17 protein-coding genes are annotated in these 17,061 nt (G+C 68.5%); 3 read left to right on the top strand and 14 right to left on the bottom strand.

From position 1 onward, the window contains the following. Positions 1–4: 4 nt before the first annotated feature. The 4 genes from tauA to GD429_RS35345 all read right to left on the bottom strand — a co-directional run bounded on the left by tauA (position 5) and on the right by GD429_RS35345 (position 3,418). The gene (gene tauA, locus GD429_RS35360) at positions 5–1,021 is read right to left on the bottom strand and encodes a taurine ABC transporter substrate-binding protein (protein ID WP_152864229.1); all 1,017 of its coding nucleotides are present in this window, start codon (positions 1,019–1,021) and stop codon (positions 5–7) included. A gap of 255 nt (positions 1,022–1,276) precedes the next feature. Further along, positions 1,277–2,269 carry a lipoyl synthase gene (gene lipA / locus GD429_RS35355; RefSeq protein WP_152864227.1) on the bottom strand — a complete coding sequence of 331 codons (993 nt, stop codon included), beginning with the start codon at positions 2,267–2,269 and terminating at the stop codon, positions 1,277–1,279. After that, entirely contained in the window at positions 2,262–3,008 is a 747-nt protein-coding gene (gene lipB / locus GD429_RS35350) for a lipoyl(octanoyl) transferase LipB (RefSeq protein ID WP_152864224.1), read from the bottom strand. The genes lipA and lipB overlap by 8 nt, the downstream gene beginning before the upstream one ends. 83 nt (positions 3,009–3,091) lie before the next feature. Next, positions 3,092–3,418: a DUF2917 domain-containing protein gene (locus tag GD429_RS35345; protein ID WP_034179443.1), complete on the bottom strand. Its 327-nt coding sequence runs from the start codon at positions 3,416–3,418 to the stop codon at positions 3,092–3,094. Between the two features lie 102 nt (positions 3,419–3,520). On the opposite strand from GD429_RS35345, the gene GD429_RS35340 reads away from it, so the two are divergent. Beyond that, a complete protein-coding gene (locus GD429_RS35340; protein ID WP_152864222.1) occupies positions 3,521–4,513 on the top strand; it encodes a transcriptional regulator GcvA in 993 nt (330 codons plus the stop codon). Here GD429_RS35340 and GD429_RS35335 read toward each other — a convergent pair. The 10 genes from GD429_RS35335 to GD429_RS35290 all read right to left on the bottom strand — a co-directional run bounded on the left by GD429_RS35335 (position 4,497) and on the right by GD429_RS35290 (position 13,805). After that, entirely contained in the window at positions 4,497–4,805 is a 309-nt protein-coding gene (locus GD429_RS35335; protein WP_011546305.1) for a YbeD family protein, read from the bottom strand. The two genes, GD429_RS35340 and GD429_RS35335, sit on opposite strands and share 17 nt — an antisense overlap. Next, positions 4,805–5,731, bottom strand: a complete 927-nt coding sequence (locus GD429_RS35330) for a D-amino acid aminotransferase (protein ID WP_152864220.1) — start codon at positions 5,729–5,731, stop codon at positions 4,805–4,807. The genes GD429_RS35335 and GD429_RS35330 overlap by 1 nt, the downstream gene beginning before the upstream one ends. Positions 5,732–5,779: 48 nt before the next feature. Then, on the bottom strand, positions 5,780–7,093 hold the full coding sequence (locus GD429_RS35325) for a D-alanyl-D-alanine carboxypeptidase family protein (protein ID WP_152864218.1): 1,314 nt from the start codon (positions 7,091–7,093) through the stop codon (positions 5,780–5,782). Between the two features lie 650 nt (positions 7,094–7,743). Then, on the bottom strand, positions 7,744–8,388 hold the full coding sequence (locus GD429_RS35320) for an alpha/beta hydrolase (protein ID WP_152864216.1): 645 nt from the start codon (positions 8,386–8,388) through the stop codon (positions 7,744–7,746). Positions 8,389–8,401: 13 nt separating this feature from the next. Continuing rightward, positions 8,402–8,719: a (2Fe-2S) ferredoxin domain-containing protein gene (locus GD429_RS35315; RefSeq protein WP_011694422.1), complete on the bottom strand. Its 318-nt coding sequence runs from the start codon at positions 8,717–8,719 to the stop codon at positions 8,402–8,404. 150 nt (positions 8,720–8,869) lie between these two features. Beyond that, a complete protein-coding gene (locus GD429_RS35310) occupies positions 8,870–10,021 on the bottom strand; it encodes a VanZ family protein (protein ID WP_152864214.1) in 1,152 nt (383 codons plus the stop codon). 19 nt (positions 10,022–10,040) lie between these two features. Then, positions 10,041–10,694: an ABC-type transport auxiliary lipoprotein family protein gene (locus tag GD429_RS35305; protein ID WP_415748972.1), complete on the bottom strand. Its 654-nt coding sequence runs from the start codon at positions 10,692–10,694 to the stop codon at positions 10,041–10,043. 73 nt (positions 10,695–10,767) lie between these two features. Then, a complete protein-coding gene (locus GD429_RS35300) occupies positions 10,768–11,697 on the bottom strand; it encodes an MlaD family protein (protein WP_152864209.1) in 930 nt (309 codons plus the stop codon). Positions 11,698–11,724: 27 nt separating this feature from the next. Next, on the bottom strand, positions 11,725–12,684 hold the full coding sequence (locus GD429_RS35295; protein WP_152864207.1) for an ABC transporter ATP-binding protein: 960 nt from the start codon (positions 12,682–12,684) through the stop codon (positions 11,725–11,727). Further along, the gene (locus GD429_RS35290; RefSeq protein WP_152864205.1) at positions 12,681–13,805 is read right to left on the bottom strand and encodes an ABC transporter permease; all 1,125 of its coding nucleotides are present in this window, start codon (positions 13,803–13,805) and stop codon (positions 12,681–12,683) included. Before GD429_RS35290 ends, GD429_RS35295 begins: the two co-directional genes overlap by 4 nt. 299 nt (positions 13,806–14,104) lie before the next feature. On the opposite strand from GD429_RS35290, the gene GD429_RS35285 reads away from it, so the two are divergent. Together GD429_RS35285 and GD429_RS35280 are read left to right on the top strand one after the other, a co-directional pair. After that, positions 14,105–16,168 carry a bifunctional 2',3'-cyclic-nucleotide 2'-phosphodiesterase/3'-nucleotidase gene (locus GD429_RS35285; protein ID WP_152864203.1) on the top strand — a complete coding sequence of 688 codons (2,064 nt, stop codon included), beginning with the start codon at positions 14,105–14,107 and terminating at the stop codon, positions 16,166–16,168. Between the two features lie 8 nt (positions 16,169–16,176). Further along, entirely contained in the window at positions 16,177–17,022 is an 846-nt protein-coding gene (locus GD429_RS35280; RefSeq protein WP_152864201.1) for a tetratricopeptide repeat protein, read from the top strand. The last annotated feature ends 39 nt before the right edge of the window (positions 17,023–17,061 follow it).

Below are 17,061 nucleotides of genomic sequence, written 5' to 3'. Positions count from 1 at the left end.
GCGCTCAGCGCGCGGCCTTCTGCACGAACTGCGGATCGACGCCGGCCGAATAGTCGGACAGCACCGTCTGGATCGTGCCCTGCGATTTGAGGAACGTGGCGGTGGCCGCGAGCGACTTCGCGGCGCCCGATTGCGCACCGCCGCCGAGCCACGTCGGCGACGCCTGCTCGGCCGGCGTCGGGAACGCGTAGAGCGCGAGGCTGGCCGGCACGTCCTGCGCGTTCGCGCCCGACACCTTCGCCACCGCCGCGACTTGCGGCGACCCGGCCTTCCACGCGGCCGCATGCGCACGGTAGTCGGCATCGGCGGCGGCAAGCACCTTCACGAAGCGCGTGACGAACTCGGGGTTCTCGCGCGCGAACTTGCGGCTCACGACGAAGCCGTCGAAGGTTGCCTTGCCGCTTTCTTTCGCAACCCGGCCCGACGTCGTCAGCACGGTGCCCGACTGCTTGACCTTCGCCAGCACGGGATCCCAGATATAGGTCGCGTCGATGTCGCCGCGCGCCCACGCGGCCGCGACTTCGGGCGGACGCAGGTTGACGATCTTCACGTCGTTCGGATTGACACCCGCGGCCTGCAGCGCGACGAGCGTATGGAAATGCGACGTCGACACGAACGGCACGCCGATCTTCCTGCCCTTCAGCGCCGCGACGCTCGTGACGCCCGAGCCGTTGCGCGCGACGAGCGCCTCGGCGTCGTTGATGTTGTCGAGTACCCAGAACAGCGAGATATCGAGCCCTTGCGACAGGCCGGCCGCGATCGGGCTCGACCCGGCTTCGCCGAGCTGCACGGAGCCCGACGCGAGCGCGCGGATCACGTCGGCGCCGCTGTCGAGCTTGCGGAAGGTGACCTTGTAGCCGGTCGCCTTTTCGACTTCACCGCTCGCCTGCGCGTAGCGCCACGGTACGACCATGTCCTGGTACGCGATCACGACTTCGCGCGATTCGGCGTGCGCCGCGCCGAGCGCGGCAAAGGCGGTCAGCGCGACGACGGCGCGGCGGATGAAGCTGAAACGGGACATGCGGCTCTCCTTCGGAATGCGGGCATTGCTGCGGGAGAGCCGACTATAGGAGCTTTGCGCGCGGCGGGAGCGAACTTATCCTGCGAAGCTATCGATGCCGTTTCAGCTTTGCTTCCCACGCTGAATTGGATCGTGCATCCGGTCGGACGGCGATTGCCGTGCGAATGCGGGGATCGCGGCCGCACCAGCAAAAAAGCCCGCATCGCTGCGGGCTTTTTCGACTGCGTGAAGGCTGCAGTAACGCTGACGCGGCGCTCAGACCACGCCGGCCCCATGCGCCTGCAGATCGGCGTGATAGCTCGAACGCACCATCGCGCCGACGGCCGCGTGCGTGAAGCCCATCTTGTACGCCTCTTCCTCGTACATCTTGAACGTATCCGGATGCACGTACGCACGCACCGGCAGGTGGTGCTCGGACGGCTGCAGGTACTGGCCGATCGTCAGCATGTCGACGTCGTGCGCGCGCAGGTCGCGCATCACCTGCAGGATTTCCTCTTCCGTCTCGCCGAGGCCGACCATCAGGCCCGACTTCGTCGCGACGTCCGGATGCAGCGCCTTGAAGTCCTTCAAGAGCTTCAGCGAGTGCGCGTAGTCCGAACCCGGGCGCGCTTCCTTGTACAGGCGCGGCACCGTTTCGAGGTTGTGGTTCATCACGTCGGGCGGCGCGGCGTTCAGGATCGAGATCGCGCGGTCGAGACGGCCGCGGAAGTCCGGCGTCAGGATCTCGATGCGCGTGTCCGGCGACTGCGCGCGCGTTTCGCGGATGCATTCGACGAAGTGGGCGGCGCCGCCGTCGCGCAGGTCGTCGCGATCGACGCTCGTGATCACCACGTACTTGAGCTTCAGCGCGGCGATCGTGCGCGCGAGGTTCTTCGGCTCATCGGTGTCGAGCGGATCGGGGCGGCCGTGGCCGACGTCGCAGAACGGGCAGCGGCGCGTGCACTTGTCGCCCATGATCATGAACGTCGCGGTGCCCTTGCCGAAGCATTCGCCGATGTTCGGGCAGCTCGCTTCCTCGCACACGGTGTGCAGGTTGTGCTCGCGCAGGATCGTCTTGATCTCGTTGAAACGCGAGCTGCCGGTGGCCGCCTTCACGCGGATCCACTCGGGCTTCTTCAGCTTCTCGATCGGAATGACCTTGATCGGGATGCGCGCCGTCTTCGCCTGCGCCTTCTGCTTGGCGGTCGGATCGTAGGCAGGGGTCGCGGCCGAATCGGCCGGTGCGGGAGAAGCGGTAACGTCAGTCATTCGATTGTTCCAGTGCCTGCGGCTTGTCGGCGGCCGCGGATGCGCCGTCGAGGTTGGCGATCAGACGGCGCACCAGCGTGTGGGCGACGTCGTTCCAGTCGGCGGCAACCTCGAGGCTCGCCATGTCGACAGTTTCCAGTCCGGCATAGCCGCACGGGTTGATCGCAAGAAACGGGCGCAGATCCATCTTCACGTTCAGGCTCAGCCCGTGATAGCTGCAGCCGTTGCGGATCTTCAGGCCGAGGGCCGCGATTTTCGCGCCTTCGTGCATGCCGGATGCCACGTAGATCCCCGGCGCGCCCGCCTTGCGGACCGAAGCGAGATTATACGCCGCGAGGGTTTCGATCACGGCCTCCTCGATCTTCGTCACGAGCGTGCGCACCATCAGCTTGCGCCGGCGCAGGTCCAGCAGCAGGTAGGCGACGATCTGGCCGGGGCCGTGGTAAGTGATTTGCCCGCCGCGGTCGACCTTCACGAGCGGCACGCCGCTGTCGGCCACCAGCAGGTGGGCCGGGTCGCCCGCCTGGCCGAGCGTGTAGACGGGCGGATGCTCGACCACCCAGATCTCGTCGCCGGTGTCGGCCGTGCGCGTGTCGGTGAACGCGCGCATCGCGTCGAAGCTCGTCTGGTAGGCCTCGACGCCCCGCCAGCGAACGGTGACCGGCTGTGCCGGTGATTCGGCGGGCGATGCGGAAACGGCGACAGGCGTGGACACGATGGAAACCGGCGAAACGGACATGGGCGGTAGTTTACCGAAAACCCATGGGTCTCGCCGGCCAGGGAAAGGGACGGATCGTCAGTATCCGTCGGAGGAAATGCCGATCAAACAGTGCGCCATCCGTCATGGAACAGCGCGGCCACGCGTTCGCGCAGCCGTGCCAGCCCGCCGAGCGCGACCTCCCTGGTCGGCCGCGACACCGAGAACGCGACGCACGCGCCCTCCCGGCCTTCCGCGCTGAGCCACAGCCGCTCGCCGCGGCGCAGCTTCAACGTCTCGCCGTCGACCAGGAAGTAGTCGTCGACGTCGTTGCTGCGCGTGGCCCAGATCGGCCCGCACTGGACAATCAGCCGCGTGCTGCGTTGCACCTTCATCGGCACGGTTTCGCCCGCGGGGATTTCGAACGTGATGCTTGAAGAAATTTCTTGCATGATCGACTCCGCCAATAAATGCTTCGATGGCTACAATCGTAGTCACTTGAAGGCGTCCGACCAAACGACCAATTTTCACGTCGATGTGAGGAAAATTAGCAAATGGACCTCCGCCAGCTGCCTGCATTGAACGCGATTCGCGCGTTCGAAGCCGCCGCCCGTCACGAGAATTTCTCGCGCGCCGCCGACGAGCTGTACGTCACGCACGGCGCGGTCAGCCACCAGGTGCGCGCGCTCGAGGAGGAGCTCGGCGTGCAGCTTTTCACGCGCAACGGCAAGCGGCTGTGCCTGACCGACGCCGGCATGCGCTACGCGCAGCAGATCCGCACCGCGCTGATGGTGATCGCCAACGCGACACGCGACGTGCGGGCGAGCGACCGCGACCGGCGGCTCGTGGTGTCGATGCTGTCGTCGTTCGCCGCGCGCTTCATCACGCCGCGCATCGGCACGTTCATCGAGCGGCATCCGGAAATCGACGTCGAGCTGCAGTCGACCAACTCGCTCACCGATTTCGCGCGCGACGACGTCGATCTCGCGATCCGCTTCGGCCACGGCAGCTATCCGGGGCTGCATGTCGAGCCGCTGTTCGACGAGGTGTTCTTTCCGGCGTGCGCGCCGACGCTGAACGGCGGCAAGCTGCCGCAAACGCCCGCCGATCTCGTGCACTACAACCTGTTGCGCTCGGACGACGAGCTGTGGCGGCCGTGGTTCGACGCGGCCGGACTCAAGACGCTGACCGAGCCGAAACGGGGGATTCTGTACCAGGATTCGTCGAACCTGCTGCTGGCCGCGATCGACGGCCAGGGCATCGCGCTGGTGCGCCGCTCGCTCGCGGTGCACGACCTGCTGGACGGGCGCATCGTGCGCCTGTTCGACATCGACGGGCCGAGCCCGTGGCACTATTTTTTCGTGTGTCCGCCGCCGCTGCTGAACACGCCGCGCGTGCAGGCATTCAGGACCTGGCTGCTCGACGAAGTCGCCGAATACAAGCGGCTGTGCGACGAGCTGGACGCGCGGCGCGCGGCGGGGAAGCCCCCCGCCGAGTGCGCGCAGGAAGGAGGATGGAAGGCGCTTGCGCTTAAAGTACGACCTTGACCATCGGATGGCCGGTCAGTGCGCGGTAGATGTTGTCGAGCTGTTCCTGGCTCGTCGCGCGCACGGTGATCGTGAGGCCCGTGTAATTGCCGCCGCTCGACGCGCGCTCCTCGATCTTCTCGACATCGATCTCGTTGTCGTGAACGGCGACGACCTTGAAGATCGTGTCCTTGAACTCGGGGTGCGCCTTGCCCATGATCTTGATCGGGAAATCGCACGGGAACTCCAGCAGCGACTCCTTCCGGGTCTCGATCGCGCCGGTGACCTCGACGGTTTTGGTCGGTTCGCTCATCATTTTCTCCGGGTTAGGTCAAACTGTTCAAACTCACGTGCCTTCGCACGCTGGTACGCGTCATACAGCGCCGCGAACACGGGGCCCGGCTTGCCGCCCTGCACGGGCAGATCGTCGAGCGACGTGACGGGCAGCACTTCCTTCGTGGCCGACGTGATCATGATTTCGTCGGCCGCGCGCAACTCCACTTCGCTGATCTCGCGTGCGACGAACGGGATCCTGCATTCGTCGGCCAGCTCCTCGACCAGCGCGTAGCGGATCCCTTCGAGGATCTTGTTGCTGCGCGGCGGCGCGATCAACTCGCCGTTCTTCACGATCCACACGTTCGACGACGAGCCTTCGGTCAGGTAGCCGTCGCGCAACTGCAGCGTCTCGAACGCGTCACGTTCGGCCGCATGCTGCGCCATCAGCACGTTGCCGAGCAGCGAGATCGACTTGATGTCGCAATGCAGCCAGCGGCGATCCTCGGCCGTCACGCAACGCACGCCCTTCGCGCGCTCTTCTTCCGACGGCAGGCGCAGCGGGCTCGTCATCGCGAACACCGTCGGCACCGCGTTCGCCGGGAACGCATGGCCGCGCTTCGCGACGCCGCGCGTCACCTGCAGGTAGACGAGCGCGTTGCCGTCGCCGAGGCCTTCGGCATTCGCCGCGACGATGCGCTCGATCAACGCGCGCCAGCCGGTGGCATCGTGCGGGTTGTCGATGCCGATCTTCTTCAGGCTGCGCGCGAGCCGCTCCAGATGCTGCTCGATCCGGAACGGCACGTGCGCGCCGTCGTGCGCATAAACGGGGACGACTTCATACACGCCGTCGCCGAAGATGAACCCGCGGTCGAGCACCGGCACACGGGCTTCGGACAGCGGCACCAGCTCCTCCTGCGACGAGACGCTGAGGTAGACGATCGGTTCGAATTCGGCTTGGCTCATGGTGATGACAGATGGGGATGAAGTCGTAAAAACAAAGGCCCGTCGTGCTTACTTCTTCTTGCTGAACATCAGCAGGATCGAGTCCCAGATACGCCCGAAGATACCGGCTTCCGGCACGGCCTGCAGCGCGACGACCGGGAATTCGGACAGCGTCTTGCCGTCGGCGACGATCTTCACGGTGCCGACCTGCTGGCCTTCCGCGAGCGGCGCGATCAGCGGCGCGTTGACGTCGACTTCCGTCTTGACCTTGTCGCCGAGGCCGCGCGGCACGGTCGCCCACTGGTCGCCCTTCACGCCGACCTGCACGGTGTTTGCCTTGCCCTTGTAGATGCGCGGCGTCGAGATCGCCTGACCGCCCTTGAACAGGCGCACCGAATCGAACGCGCTGTAGCCGTAGTTCAGCATCTTCATGCTGTCCTGAGTGCGTTCGCCTTCCTTCTGCTCGCCCATCATCACCGACACCAGGCGGCGCTGGCCGTCGACACCCGGGATCGCGCGCTTCGCCGACGCGATCAGGCAGTAGCCGGCCGCCTGCGTATGGCCCGTCTTCAGGCCGTCGACCGTCGGGTCGAGCCACAGCAGACGGTTGCGGTTGCCCTGGCGGATGTTGTTGTACTTGAATTCCTTCTCCGAGAAGATGCCGTAGTACTGCGGAAAATCGCGGATCAGGTGCGCGGACAGCTTCGCGAGGTCGCCGGCCGTCGTGTAGTGGTTCGGGTCGGGCATGCCGTTCACGTCGGCGAAGTGCGTGCCCTTCATGCCGAGGCGCTGCGCCTCGTCGTTCATCAGCGTGACGAACTGCCCTTCGCTGCCGCCGACCAGTTCGGCCAGCGCGATCGCGGCGTCGTTGCCCGACTGGATGATCATCCCGTACACGAGGTCATGCACGGACACCGGCTTGTTCGCCTCGATGAACATGCGCGACTCGTCGGTGCCGACACGGCGCACCGCTACGCTCGGCGTGACGATCTGCTCCATCGAGATCTTCTTCTTGTCGAGCGCCTCGAACACCAGGTAGGCCGTCATCAGCTTCGTCAGCGACGCGGGCTCGACGCGTTCGTCGGCGTTGCCCGATGCGAGCACCGTGTTGCTCGTCGCATCGACGAGCACCCACGAGCGCGCGTTCACGCCCGGCGGCGGAACCGCGCCCGGCATGAAGGTCGCGGGCGCGCCGGTGAACTGCTCGGCGGCGGCCGGCGCCGCATGCGCGGCCTTGGCCTTGGCGGCCGGCTTCGCCTCGGCGACGACGATCGTCGACGCGAGCGCGACGGGCAGCATCACGCCGAGCGCGACGTTGCGCGTGGCGGTGCCGAAGGCGATGGAGGAAGCGAGGGACTTGAGGCCTTGGGGAGACAGACGCATGATCGATTCAGGCTGATGGCAGAAAGTGCGGTGCGAAACGCGCAGGGTTGAACGGCAAGGCGGCGGGCGTTTCGGGCGCTCGCCCGACATCGTCGGGCGACGCGAAACGCGCCGGTTGGACTCGTGCGGACGCGATCGGTTCGCGACCGTCGCGAGCGGGCGGACAGGCGGCGAAACGAGCGCCGCATGGGCCCAGCCGGGCCGCGGGCGACGCGAAATGCGGCCATTATACGTGGCCGCGAACGGCGTTTTCGGGAACCGGGTGTAGCGTCCGGTGCCAGGCGGTGCCGATGTGCCGGCGAATTCGTGCTGGTGGCAACGCGCAAACCGCGGCGATGCCCGGCGGCATCGCGAGGATTTGCAGCGCCACCACGGGCGCGAAGGCGCAGCATATCGGTGCCGGTTGGTGGCAGTTGGCGCCGAACACTACACGTTCGCAAGACGGCCGCAACCCGGCTTCAGGAGGATAGCGCGGGCACGCTGCGGGAAATCGCTCGAAGCCGTGAGAAAGGCGCGCGCAGGCGGGGTGCAAGTCGGGTTGCGCCGCGCGGCGCGGCGCGATGTCGCGCGGGTGGATCGCGCCTCCGGCGGGTGCCGGGTGCGCGGGGCGATGCGAGCCGCCGGCCGTTACGCCGGCGCCTGCGTGCCGGTTAGCGCCATGCGTCGACGATGATGCGCTTCAGCACATGCAGCTTGCGGTGGAGGAAATGCTCGGCGCCGGGGATCACGACGACCGGCAGTTCCTGCGGCCGCGCCCAGTCGTACACCGACGCGATCGGCACCGTGTCGTCGGTTTCGCCGTGGATCACGAGCGTGTTCTCCGGCACGTCGGCCACCTGCCAGCGGCTCGCGGCCGTGCCGACGAACACCATCCGCTCGATCGACTCGCCCGCGTCGCGCAGCCGCTTCGCGACGTGCGACAGCACGAAGGTGCCGAACGAGAAGCCCGCGAGCACGAGCGGCAGGTCCGCATACGCAGGCTGCGCGCGCATGTGCGCGAGCACCGCGAGCAGGTCGTCGGCCTCGCCGGTGCCGTTGTCGTGCACGCCTTCGGTCGCGCCGACGCCGCGGAAGTTCGACCGGTAGACGACGTAGTCGAGCTGCACGAGCGTACGCGCCAAGGTCTGTGCGACCTTGTTATCCATCGTGCCGCCGAACAGCGGATGCGGATGCGCGACGAGCGCGATGCCGCGCGGCGCGGCACCGCCTTCGCGCACGGCGTCGGGCAGGTCGACCGCGATTTCGATCTGCCCGACCGGACCTGCGATCAGCGATTTCTGCGTATAAACGTTCATTCGGCCGGCCCGTTCAGATCTTGAGACGATCGACGACCTTGCCGTCGCGCAGGTGCGATTCGACGATCTCGTCGATGTCGGCCTGGTCGACGTAGGTGTACCACGTGCCTTCCGGATACACGACCATCACGGGCCCTTCCTCGCAGCGGTCGAGGCAGCCGGCCTTGTTGATGCGAACCTTGCCGGGCCCCGCGAGGCCGAGTTCCTTCACGCGCTTTTTCGCGTACTCCTGCATGGTCTGCGCGTCGCATTGCGCGCAGCTCGGACGCTCGGCGCCCGGCTCGCGCTGGTTCAGGCAGAAAAAGACGTGGTGCTGGTAGTAGGAATCCATGATGGTGACGAGCGGCCCGGCGCGGTGCCGGGCGGAAAGAGGGGCGATAGCCGTTGCGCGGTGCAACGGATGATGGTCCGGACGATTATAGCGACCGGCGCGCGCCGCTGCCCGCGATCCGGCCGGAACCGCCCCGCCCGGACTGCACCGTCAGCGGCGCACCGCGGCCGGCAGCCACGCGTGCTCGACGCGCTGGCCGAGCCAGATCAGCGCCGCGTAGGGCCAGATCCATGCGAGCCAGCGCGCAATGCTGTTGAAGTGCAGGTAGCGGCCCTGCCGCCAGCCCGACAGCGTGAAATCGAAGAACGGATTGACCGGCAGCAGGTTGACGAGCACCACGCCGGCCAGCAACGCAAGCGCCGCGAGCGTCGCGCGCCAGGCGGCCGGCACGCGCAGCGCGACGAGCGCGGCCGCGAAACCGAGCTCGATGCCGAGCCGCGCGCCGGGCGTCGCCCACACCACGACGAGGCCGGTGGCCGACTGCATGAACGTCGCGGCCGCCTTCAGCACGAGCGTCGCGGCGACGAACGCGATCAGCAGCCGGATGCGCGGCGCACTCGGCCGCATCGCGAGCGACGCGATCGCCAGGGCGGCAAACAGCATCAGCCCGCCGAGCGCGGCCTCCCACGCGGAATCGGACAGCCAGCCGTCGACGCGCTCGGGCCATTCGCTCACGTGCCACGCGGCCGGCAGCCACGCGAGCAGCGTGTTCTGCATCGACGCGTCGGCGCGCTCCCACAGCGCGGCCGGCCAGTCGCCGATGCCGAACAGGAACGGCGACGGAAACAGGATCGCGAACGGCCACAGCACGGCGAGCAGCAGCGGCGTCGCGCCGTCGGCCTCGAACCACGCGAAGCGCAGCCGGCGCAGCGCGCCGCGGTCGAGCAGCGCACCGGTGGCCGGTGCGACGAGCGCCGCGCCCAGCAGCGCGCCGAGCGCGTTGGCCGCGAGATCGAGATTCGACGCGACGCGCGTCGGCAGGTAGGTCTGCAGCGCCTCCATCGAGCCCGACAGAAGCACGCCGAGCGCGCCCGCGATCAGCGTCGCCGCGACCCCGCGCCAGCGCGGGTGCAGCGCGAGCACGCCGAGTGCGCCGAACGGCAAATAACCGAGCACGTTCGTGACCACGTCGAACGCGGTCACATAGCGCTGCATCGGCGCGAACAGGTAGTCGAACGGCCCGATGCCGAGCGACACCCAGCCTTCGAACGGATACAGCGACGCGTAGACGATGAGCGCCGCGTAGGCGGCAAAGGCCTGCCGCGCGAGCGGCGATGTGCGATGCGTGCCGGTCGCGTTCATCGCGGCTGCGCGGCGTGCGTCACGGCGTGCCCGCGTATGCCTGCATGCCGACCCATGCGGCGATCTGCGACACGAGTTCGTCGCTCGCCGTCGCGAGCGCGCGCGCGCCGCCGGCCGCGTCGGGCGTGCTCGACGGCGCGCGCGCGACGAACGTGCGCTGGCCGAGCACCTTGCCGTCGAGCGTCAGCGTCGCGCGCGCGGTGACGGCGCCGTGGCTTTGCGACTGCCCGTCGAACACCTGCTCGAATTCGTTCAGGTCGACCTTGAGGGTCGGCGCGCGCACGCCGTCGGTCCCTTCGAGCACCGCGCCGCGCGACGACAGCGCGCCGCGCAGCCGCTGCGTGAGCAGTTGCGCGGGTGGCGCGGTCCAGCGGCTGTCGCGATAGACGGCCACGTGCTGCGCATCCGCGTACGCGAGGCGGTACGCGAACTTGTCCGAATCGAGCGCGTCGGGCGCCGCGATATCGAGCACCTTCAGCGCAGGGCCCGAACCGGCCGTCACAACCGACGGGGCCGCCCCAGGTGCGGCCGGCCCGAGGTCGTAGCGGACATTCGACAGCGCCGCGCTGTTGCCGGCGCAGCCGGCCGCAAGCGCGAGCGTCAGCACGGCAAACGCAGCCGCGGCCGGACGCAGCGCGCGGTCAAGGATTCGTGGCATGGCGTGTTCCTGCATGATGTTTCCGGTTTCGATGGACGTCACTGCCCGGCCGTTTCCGGCCAGGCGATCGATGGGTTTCCGCCCTGCTTCACTTCCCGGCCGTCGCAGCCGGCCAGGCGAAGCCCGCTTCGCCGGGCCCCGGCGCAGCGCCGGGCGTGCCGAACAACAGACTGCGCGGGTTGCGGCCGAGTTCACCGGCGACGTCCTTCAATTGCCGCGACGCGTCGCCGACGCTGCCGGCCAGCGCATTGAAGCGCGGCAGCGTGTCGTACTGCACGCGCGCATTGAGGTCGTTCAGCGCGACGCCGACCTGCTCCGCGGCCGTGCCCGCCTTGTTCAGGTTCGACACCAGCGGCCCGTTCGGCTGCAGCAGCGTGTTCGCCGACGCCATCGTGCGGTTCACCTGGTGCATCGTCTCCGGCAGCGCGGCGACGGCCGGGGCGAGTTGCTTCGACAGCGTCGTCGCGCCATCGGCCGCGTGCTGCAGGCTTTCGGCCGTCGCGCGCAACTGCTCGCGCATCTCCGGCGACATCAGCGCGTTCGCGCTTTTCGCGGCCAGTTCGAGCTGCCGCAGCAGCACGTCGCCGCGCTCCTGGATCTGGTCGAACAGGCTCGGCCGCATCGGGATCTGCGCAATCGCCTTCGGCGACGACGGCAGCGGCGCCAGGTCGCGGCCCGTATCCTCGAGCTGCACGAACGCGATGCCCGTCACGCCCTGGAAGCCGAGGCTGCCGTAGGTCGATTGCGTGATCGGCGCGTCGTGGTCGACGAGAATCCGGATCCGGATCTGGCCAGGGTGCGTGCGGTCGAAGCCGATCGACTGCACCTTGCCGACGTCGAGGCCGCGAAAGCGCACGGCCGCGTCCGGGAACAACCCCGTCACGTTGGTGCGCGCGAGCAGGTCGTACGGCACGCGCACGGTGCGGTCGACGTTGAACCAGAACACGGTGCCCGCGATCGCGAGCGTCAGCGCGATCGTGAACAGGCCGGCCCAGAACGCATGTGATTTGTTTTCCATTCGACGGTTCCTTGCTTCTTGCCTTGCCTACAGCTCGACGCTCGACAGCGCCGGTTCGAGGGCCGCCTTCGGCAGCTTCGCGCGCCGCTCGGGCGGCAGCGCCTGCAATGCGCGGCGCCCGCGCAGCCCCAGGAAATATTCGTGGATGAACGGATGGTCGACGTTCGCGGCCTCCTCGACCGGCGCGGCGACCAGCACCTTGCGGTCGGCCAGCACCGCGACGCGCGTCGACAGCGCGACCATCGTGTCGAGATCGTGCGTGATCATCACGACGGTCAGCCCGAGCGTGCGGTGCAGCGTCGCGATCAGCTCGACGAATTCGTCCGATGCCTGCGGATCGAGGCCGGCCGTCGGCTCGTCGAGGAACAGCAGCTCGGGCTCGAGCGCGATCGCGCGCGCGATGCCGACCCGCTTCACCATCCCGCCCGACAGCGCGGCCGGCATCTTCGACGCGTGCTTGCACGGCAGCCCGACCATCTCGAGCTTCAGCATCACGATGTCGTGCAGCAGGTCCGGCGGCACGCGGCCGAGCTCGCGCAGCGGCTGCGCGACGTTGTCGAACACCGTCATCGACGAGAACAGCGCGCCCTGCTGGAACAGCATCCCCGAGCGCGTGCGCATCATCCGCGCGCTCGCGTCGTCGATCGTCGCGGTATCTTCGCCGAACACCTTGATCGTGCCCGACGTCGGCCGCTCGAGGCCGAGGATCTGGCGCACGAGCGTGGTCTTGCCGGAGCCCGAGCCGCCGACGATCGCCACGATCTCGCCGCGCCGCACGTCGAAGTCGAGCTTCTGGTGAACGATGTTGCGCCCGTAGCGCTTGGTCAGGTTGCGCACCTCGATCACGAGGTCGCCGGCATCCGTCGGCGCGGCGGGCGGCGTGCCGGCCGAGGCGACGCCGACTGCCGCGGTGTGAGCCGCTGCGGCACCGGCCGCTGCGGCACCGGCCGGCGCGGCATCGGCCGCCGATTCGTTCGATGCGTTCATCCGAGCCCCACGTTCTGGAACAGGATCGCGAACACCGCGTCGGCGAGGATCACGACCGTGATCGACGACACGACCGACGTGGTCGTCCCTTCGCCGAGGCTCTGCGAGTTCGCCTTGATCCGGAAGCCGAAATGGCACGCGACCAGCGCGATCAGCATGCCGAACACGACACCCTTGCCGACGCCGATGTACAGGTTCGCGATCGGCACGACGCCCGGCAGCGAGCGCACGAAATAGTTGACGTCGATCCCGAGCACCAGCTTCGCGGCGAGCGCGCCGCCCGTCAGCGCGATGATGTTGGTCCACATCACGAGCAGCGGCATCGCGACGCCGAGCGCGAGCACGCGTGGCAGGATCAGCCTCAGCCCGTGCGGGATGCCCATCACGCGCATCGCGTCGAGCTCCTCGGTCACGCGCATCACGCCGATCTGCGCGGTGATCGCCGAGCCCGAACGGCCCGCGACGAGGATCGCCGACAGCACGGGGCCGAGCTCGCGGATCACCGACAACCCGAGGATGTTCACGATGTAGCGGTTCGCGCCGAACATCTGCAGCTGCTGCGCGGACAGGTAGCTGAGCACGATGCCGATCAGGAACGCGACGAGCGCGGTGATCGGCAGCGCCTGCGCGCCGGCGCTGTAGATGTTCGCCGAGGTTTCCTTCCACGGCATCGTCTGCGGGCGGCGCAGCACCGACAGCGCATCGAGGATCACGAGGCCGAACATCGCGATGCCGCCCTGCAGGTGTTCGCCGAACGTGAAGATTGCCTGGCCGAGCCGCGTGACGGGATCGACGCGCACGATGCGCTCGGGCGCCTCGCGCCCGCTGTCGAGCCGCTCGATGCGCTCGAAGATCGTGCGCTGCGTGGCGCTCAGCGCGACGCCGGCCGGCAGCTTGCGGCCCCACACGCGCCACAGCGCCTGGCCGCCGACGTGGTCGAGCCGCTCGATGCCGGACAGATCCCATTCGCTCACGCGCCCGGACCCGATGCTCGCGACTCGGCGCGCGACCGCGCCGCGATTGCGCGCGAGCGCGATTGCGGTCCACTGGCCGGTCAGGCGCACCGTCCGGCCCTGGCCGCCGGCGTCGACCGACAGGCCGGGAGGAGTCTCGAAGTCCAAGGGCAGGTTGTTTGCAAAAGGATGACAGCGGCCATTGTAGCGAACCGCCCGGCGCAGCGACGTGAGGATTTCCGTGGGGCGCCCAGCCGGGCGCGCATAGCTGGGCGCGCCCGGCCCGGGCCTGCTCCCTGAGGCCGCCGCACACGCGGCCCGCGGCCCGCGTCATCGCCTTTCATTCTTCCGTCACGTTTCCTTTCGATACTCTCACGCGCCGCACCTCAGGCCGTCGGCGCCCCGCGCCGCCATTTCGTTGCGCACTTCGCATTTCACAAAACAGAACTCCGAGAACAGGACAACCGATGCGTTTCCCCCCGCTTTCCCGCCGCCGCGTACCGGCCGCCGCCGCGCTCGCCAGCCTCGCCTTTGCCCTCGCCGGCTGCGGCGGCGACGACGTCACCGCCCCGCCGCAGACGCAGGCCCAGGCGCCCGTCGGCACGACGGCCACGCTCGCGCTGCTCGAGACGACCGACCTGCATACCAACGTGCTGTCGTATGACTATTTCAAGCTCGCCGCCGACAATTCGCTCGGCTTCGAGCGCGTGTCGACGCTGATCGCGCAGGCGCGCGCGCAGTACCCGAACACGCTGCTGCTCGACAACGGCGACACGATCCAGGGCACCGCGCTGTCGGACTACCAGGCGCTCGTGAAGCCGATCGGCTGCGACCAGACGCTCGCGATCTACAAGGTGATGAACGCCGCGAAATTCGACGGCGGCGGGATCGGCAACCACGAGTTCAACTATGGGCTGCCGTACCTGTCGCAGGTGACCGGCAACACGTTCGAGGTCGACGGCCTGCCGGCTGCGGCCCAGCAGAAGAAGTGCGCGGGCCCGAACTTCCCGCAGGTGCTCGCGAACGTGATCAGCGCGAAGACCAATGCGCCGCTGTTCACGCCGTACACGATCCTGACCCGCACGGTGACGGCGACCACGCCGGACGGCAAGACGGTCAGCGCGCCCGTGAAGATCGGCATCATCGGCTTCACGCCGCCCGCGATCATGAGCTGGGACAAGCGCTGGCTCGACGGCAAGGTCTACACGACCGGCCTGAAGGAAGCCGCCGAGAAGTACATTCCCGAGATGCGCGCGAAGGGCGCCGATCTCGTCGTCGCGATCTCGCACGGCGGCCTCGACAATTCCGCTTATTCGCCGACGATGGAAAACGGCAGCTGGTGGCTGTCGACGGTAACCGGCATCGACGCGATGCTGATCGGCCACTCGCACCAGGTGTTCCCGGACGCGAACAGCACCGTGTCGCAGTTCAACCTGCCGGGCGTCGACAAGGTCAAGGGCACCGTCAACGGCGTGCCGACCGTGATGGCCAACTACTGGGGCAAGCATCTCGGCGTGATCAAGCTCGGCCTGAAGTTCGACGGCAAGACGTGGGGCGTCGACAAGTCGCAGACGACCGTCGAGGCGCGGCCGATCCAGAATGCCGACAAGACCTACGTCGCGGCCGACCCGTCGGTATCCGCGGCGATCGCCGCCGAGCACCAGGCGACGATCGACTACGTGAAGACGCCGATCGGCTCGACCGATTACCGGATGAACTCGTACTTCGCGGATGTCGGCGATCCGGGCGCGATCCAGATCGTCAACGAGGCGCAGGCCGACTACGTGAAGACCTACGTGCAGGCGAACCTGCCGCAGTACGCGTCGCTGCCGGTGCTGTCGGTCAGCGCGCCGTTCAAGAGCGGCTTCGGCGGCGGCAGCGACTACACCGACGTCGCGCCGGGCGCGCTCGCGATCAACAACGCGGCCGACCTGTACCTGTATCCGAACACCGTGTACGCGGTGAAGGTGAGCGGCGCCGACGTGAAGAACTGGCTCGAGACGGCCGCGAAGCGCTTCAACCGGATCGACCCGACGCAAGCGACCGTGCAGAAGCTCGTCAGCAGCTTCCCCGGCTACAACTTCGACATGTTCACGTCCGCCGATCTGTCGTACGAAATCGACGTCACGCAGCCGCTCGGCAGCCGGATCAGGAACCTGACGTACAAGGGCGCGCCGATCGATCCGAACGCGCAGTTTATCGTCGCGACCAACAACTACCGCGCGAGCGGCGGCGGCAACTTCCCGGGCCTCGACGGCAGCAAGACGATCTTCGCGTCGCCCGACGCGAACCGCGACGTGCTGATCGCGTTCATCAAGAAACGCGCCGCGATCACGCGGGCGGCCGACGGCGCGCAGCGCAGCTGGCGCTTCACGAAGCTCGCGAGCTCGGTCGCGCACGTGCAGTTCGCGTCCGCACCGAACCGCCTGGGCGACGCAGCGGCGGCCGGCCTGACCGGCATCACGCAGGTTGCGGCCGACGACGGCTCGGGCAAGAACCTCGCGACCTACGAGATCGACCTCACGCAATGAGACACGCGATGCAACCGATCCGGACGATGCGGCCGGCCGAAACCGGCCTCGCCGCCGCCGCGCGGCGCGTGCTGCGCGCGAAACTCCCGCCGGCCGCGCTGCTCGCGGCGGCGGCCGTGACCGTCGCGGCCGTCGTCGCGGCGACCGGCCTGCGCGGCAACGGCCCCGCGCCGAGCGCCGCTCAGCTCGACGAATGGCAGGCGATGGTCACGCAGGCCACCGAGCCGCACGCGCTGGCGCAGTTGCGCACGCTCGCGCGCCGCGGCTCGGGCGCCGCGCAGGCGGCGCTCGGCATCGCGCTCGTCGACGCGCGCGAACCGGGGCTGCGCGACGAGGGGCGCGGCTGGCTGGAAACGGCCGCGCAGGCGGACGGCAAGGCCGACGCGCCGGCCGCGCGGCGCGCGCAGCTCGCGCTCGGCAAGGCGTTGCTGCTCGGCAGCGGCGACATCCCGAAGGACTACGTACGCGCCCGCGCGCTGCTCGACGAAGCGGCCGACCAGGGCGATCCGGCCGCCGCGTATTACCTCGGGCTGATCTATCGCAGCGGCTACGGCATCGCCGCCGATCCGGTGCAGGCCGCGCACTGGTTCGACATCGCGTCGCGCGCGGACACCCCGGCCGCGGACTTCATGCTCGCGAACGCGTACCGCGACGGCAGCGGCGTGCCGCGCGACGACGCGCGCGCGCTCGCGCTGTATCGCCGAGCCGCCGAGCACGAGCTGCCGGAAGCCGTGCAGACGCTCGCGATGGCCTATCGCAACGGCGAGCTGGGGCTCCGGCCCGACGCGGACGAATTCCACGCGCAGTGGATCGAGACCGCGCATGCGTTGAAGCACCCGGTCGTCGCGCCGTGACGATTCCGCGGCACACGCGGGCACAAACCGACCGCTCGA

The organism is Burkholderia sp. BE17 (genome assembly GCF_009362305.1).
Lineage (GTDB): Bacteria > Pseudomonadota > Gammaproteobacteria > Burkholderiales > Burkholderiaceae > Burkholderia > Burkholderia pyrrocinia_C.
Note: the sequence above shows the minus strand (reverse complement) of the source record. Positions and strands in the feature narration are given on the sequence as shown.

Coding starts and splice junctions, on each gene's coding strand:
- tauA (WP_152864229.1), bottom strand. CDS start 1,021: ATGTCCCGTTTCAGCTTCATCCGCCGCGCCGTCGTCGCGCTGACCGCC.
- lipA (WP_152864227.1), bottom strand. CDS start 2,269: ATGACTGACGTTACCGCTTCTCCCGCACCGGCCGATTCGGCCGCGACC.
- lipB (WP_152864224.1), bottom strand. CDS start 3,008: ATGTCCGTTTCGCCGGTTTCCATCGTGTCCACGCCTGTCGCCGTTTCC.
- GD429_RS35345 (WP_034179443.1), bottom strand. CDS start 3,418: ATGCAAGAAATTTCTTCAAGCATCACGTTCGAAATCCCCGCGGGCGAA.
- GD429_RS35340 (WP_152864222.1), top strand. CDS start 3,521: ATGGACCTCCGCCAGCTGCCTGCATTGAACGCGATTCGCGCGTTCGAA.
- GD429_RS35335 (WP_011546305.1), bottom strand. CDS start 4,805: ATGAGCGAACCGACCAAAACCGTCGAGGTCACCGGCGCGATCGAGACC.
- GD429_RS35330 (WP_152864220.1), bottom strand. CDS start 5,731: ATGAGCCAAGCCGAATTCGAACCGATCGTCTACCTCAGCGTCTCGTCG.
- GD429_RS35325 (WP_152864218.1), bottom strand. CDS start 7,093: ATGCGTCTGTCTCCCCAAGGCCTCAAGTCCCTCGCTTCCTCCATCGCC.
- GD429_RS35320 (WP_152864216.1), bottom strand. CDS start 8,388: ATGAACGTTTATACGCAGAAATCGCTGATCGCAGGTCCGGTCGGGCAG.
- GD429_RS35315 (WP_011694422.1), bottom strand. CDS start 8,719: ATGGATTCCTACTACCAGCACCACGTCTTTTTCTGCCTGAACCAGCGC.
- GD429_RS35310 (WP_152864214.1), bottom strand. CDS start 10,021: ATGAACGCGACCGGCACGCATCGCACATCGCCGCTCGCGCGGCAGGCC.
- GD429_RS35305 (WP_415748972.1), bottom strand. CDS start 10,694: ATGCAGGAACACGCCATGCCACGAATCCTTGACCGCGCGCTGCGTCCG.
- GD429_RS35300 (WP_152864209.1), bottom strand. CDS start 11,697: ATGGAAAACAAATCACATGCGTTCTGGGCCGGCCTGTTCACGATCGCG.
- GD429_RS35295 (WP_152864207.1), bottom strand. CDS start 12,684: ATGAACGCATCGAACGAATCGGCGGCCGATGCCGCGCCGGCCGGTGCC.
- GD429_RS35285 (WP_152864203.1), top strand. CDS start 14,105: ATGCGTTTCCCCCCGCTTTCCCGCCGCCGCGTACCGGCCGCCGCCGCG.
- GD429_RS35280 (WP_152864201.1), top strand. CDS start 16,177: ATGCAACCGATCCGGACGATGCGGCCGGCCGAAACCGGCCTCGCCGCC.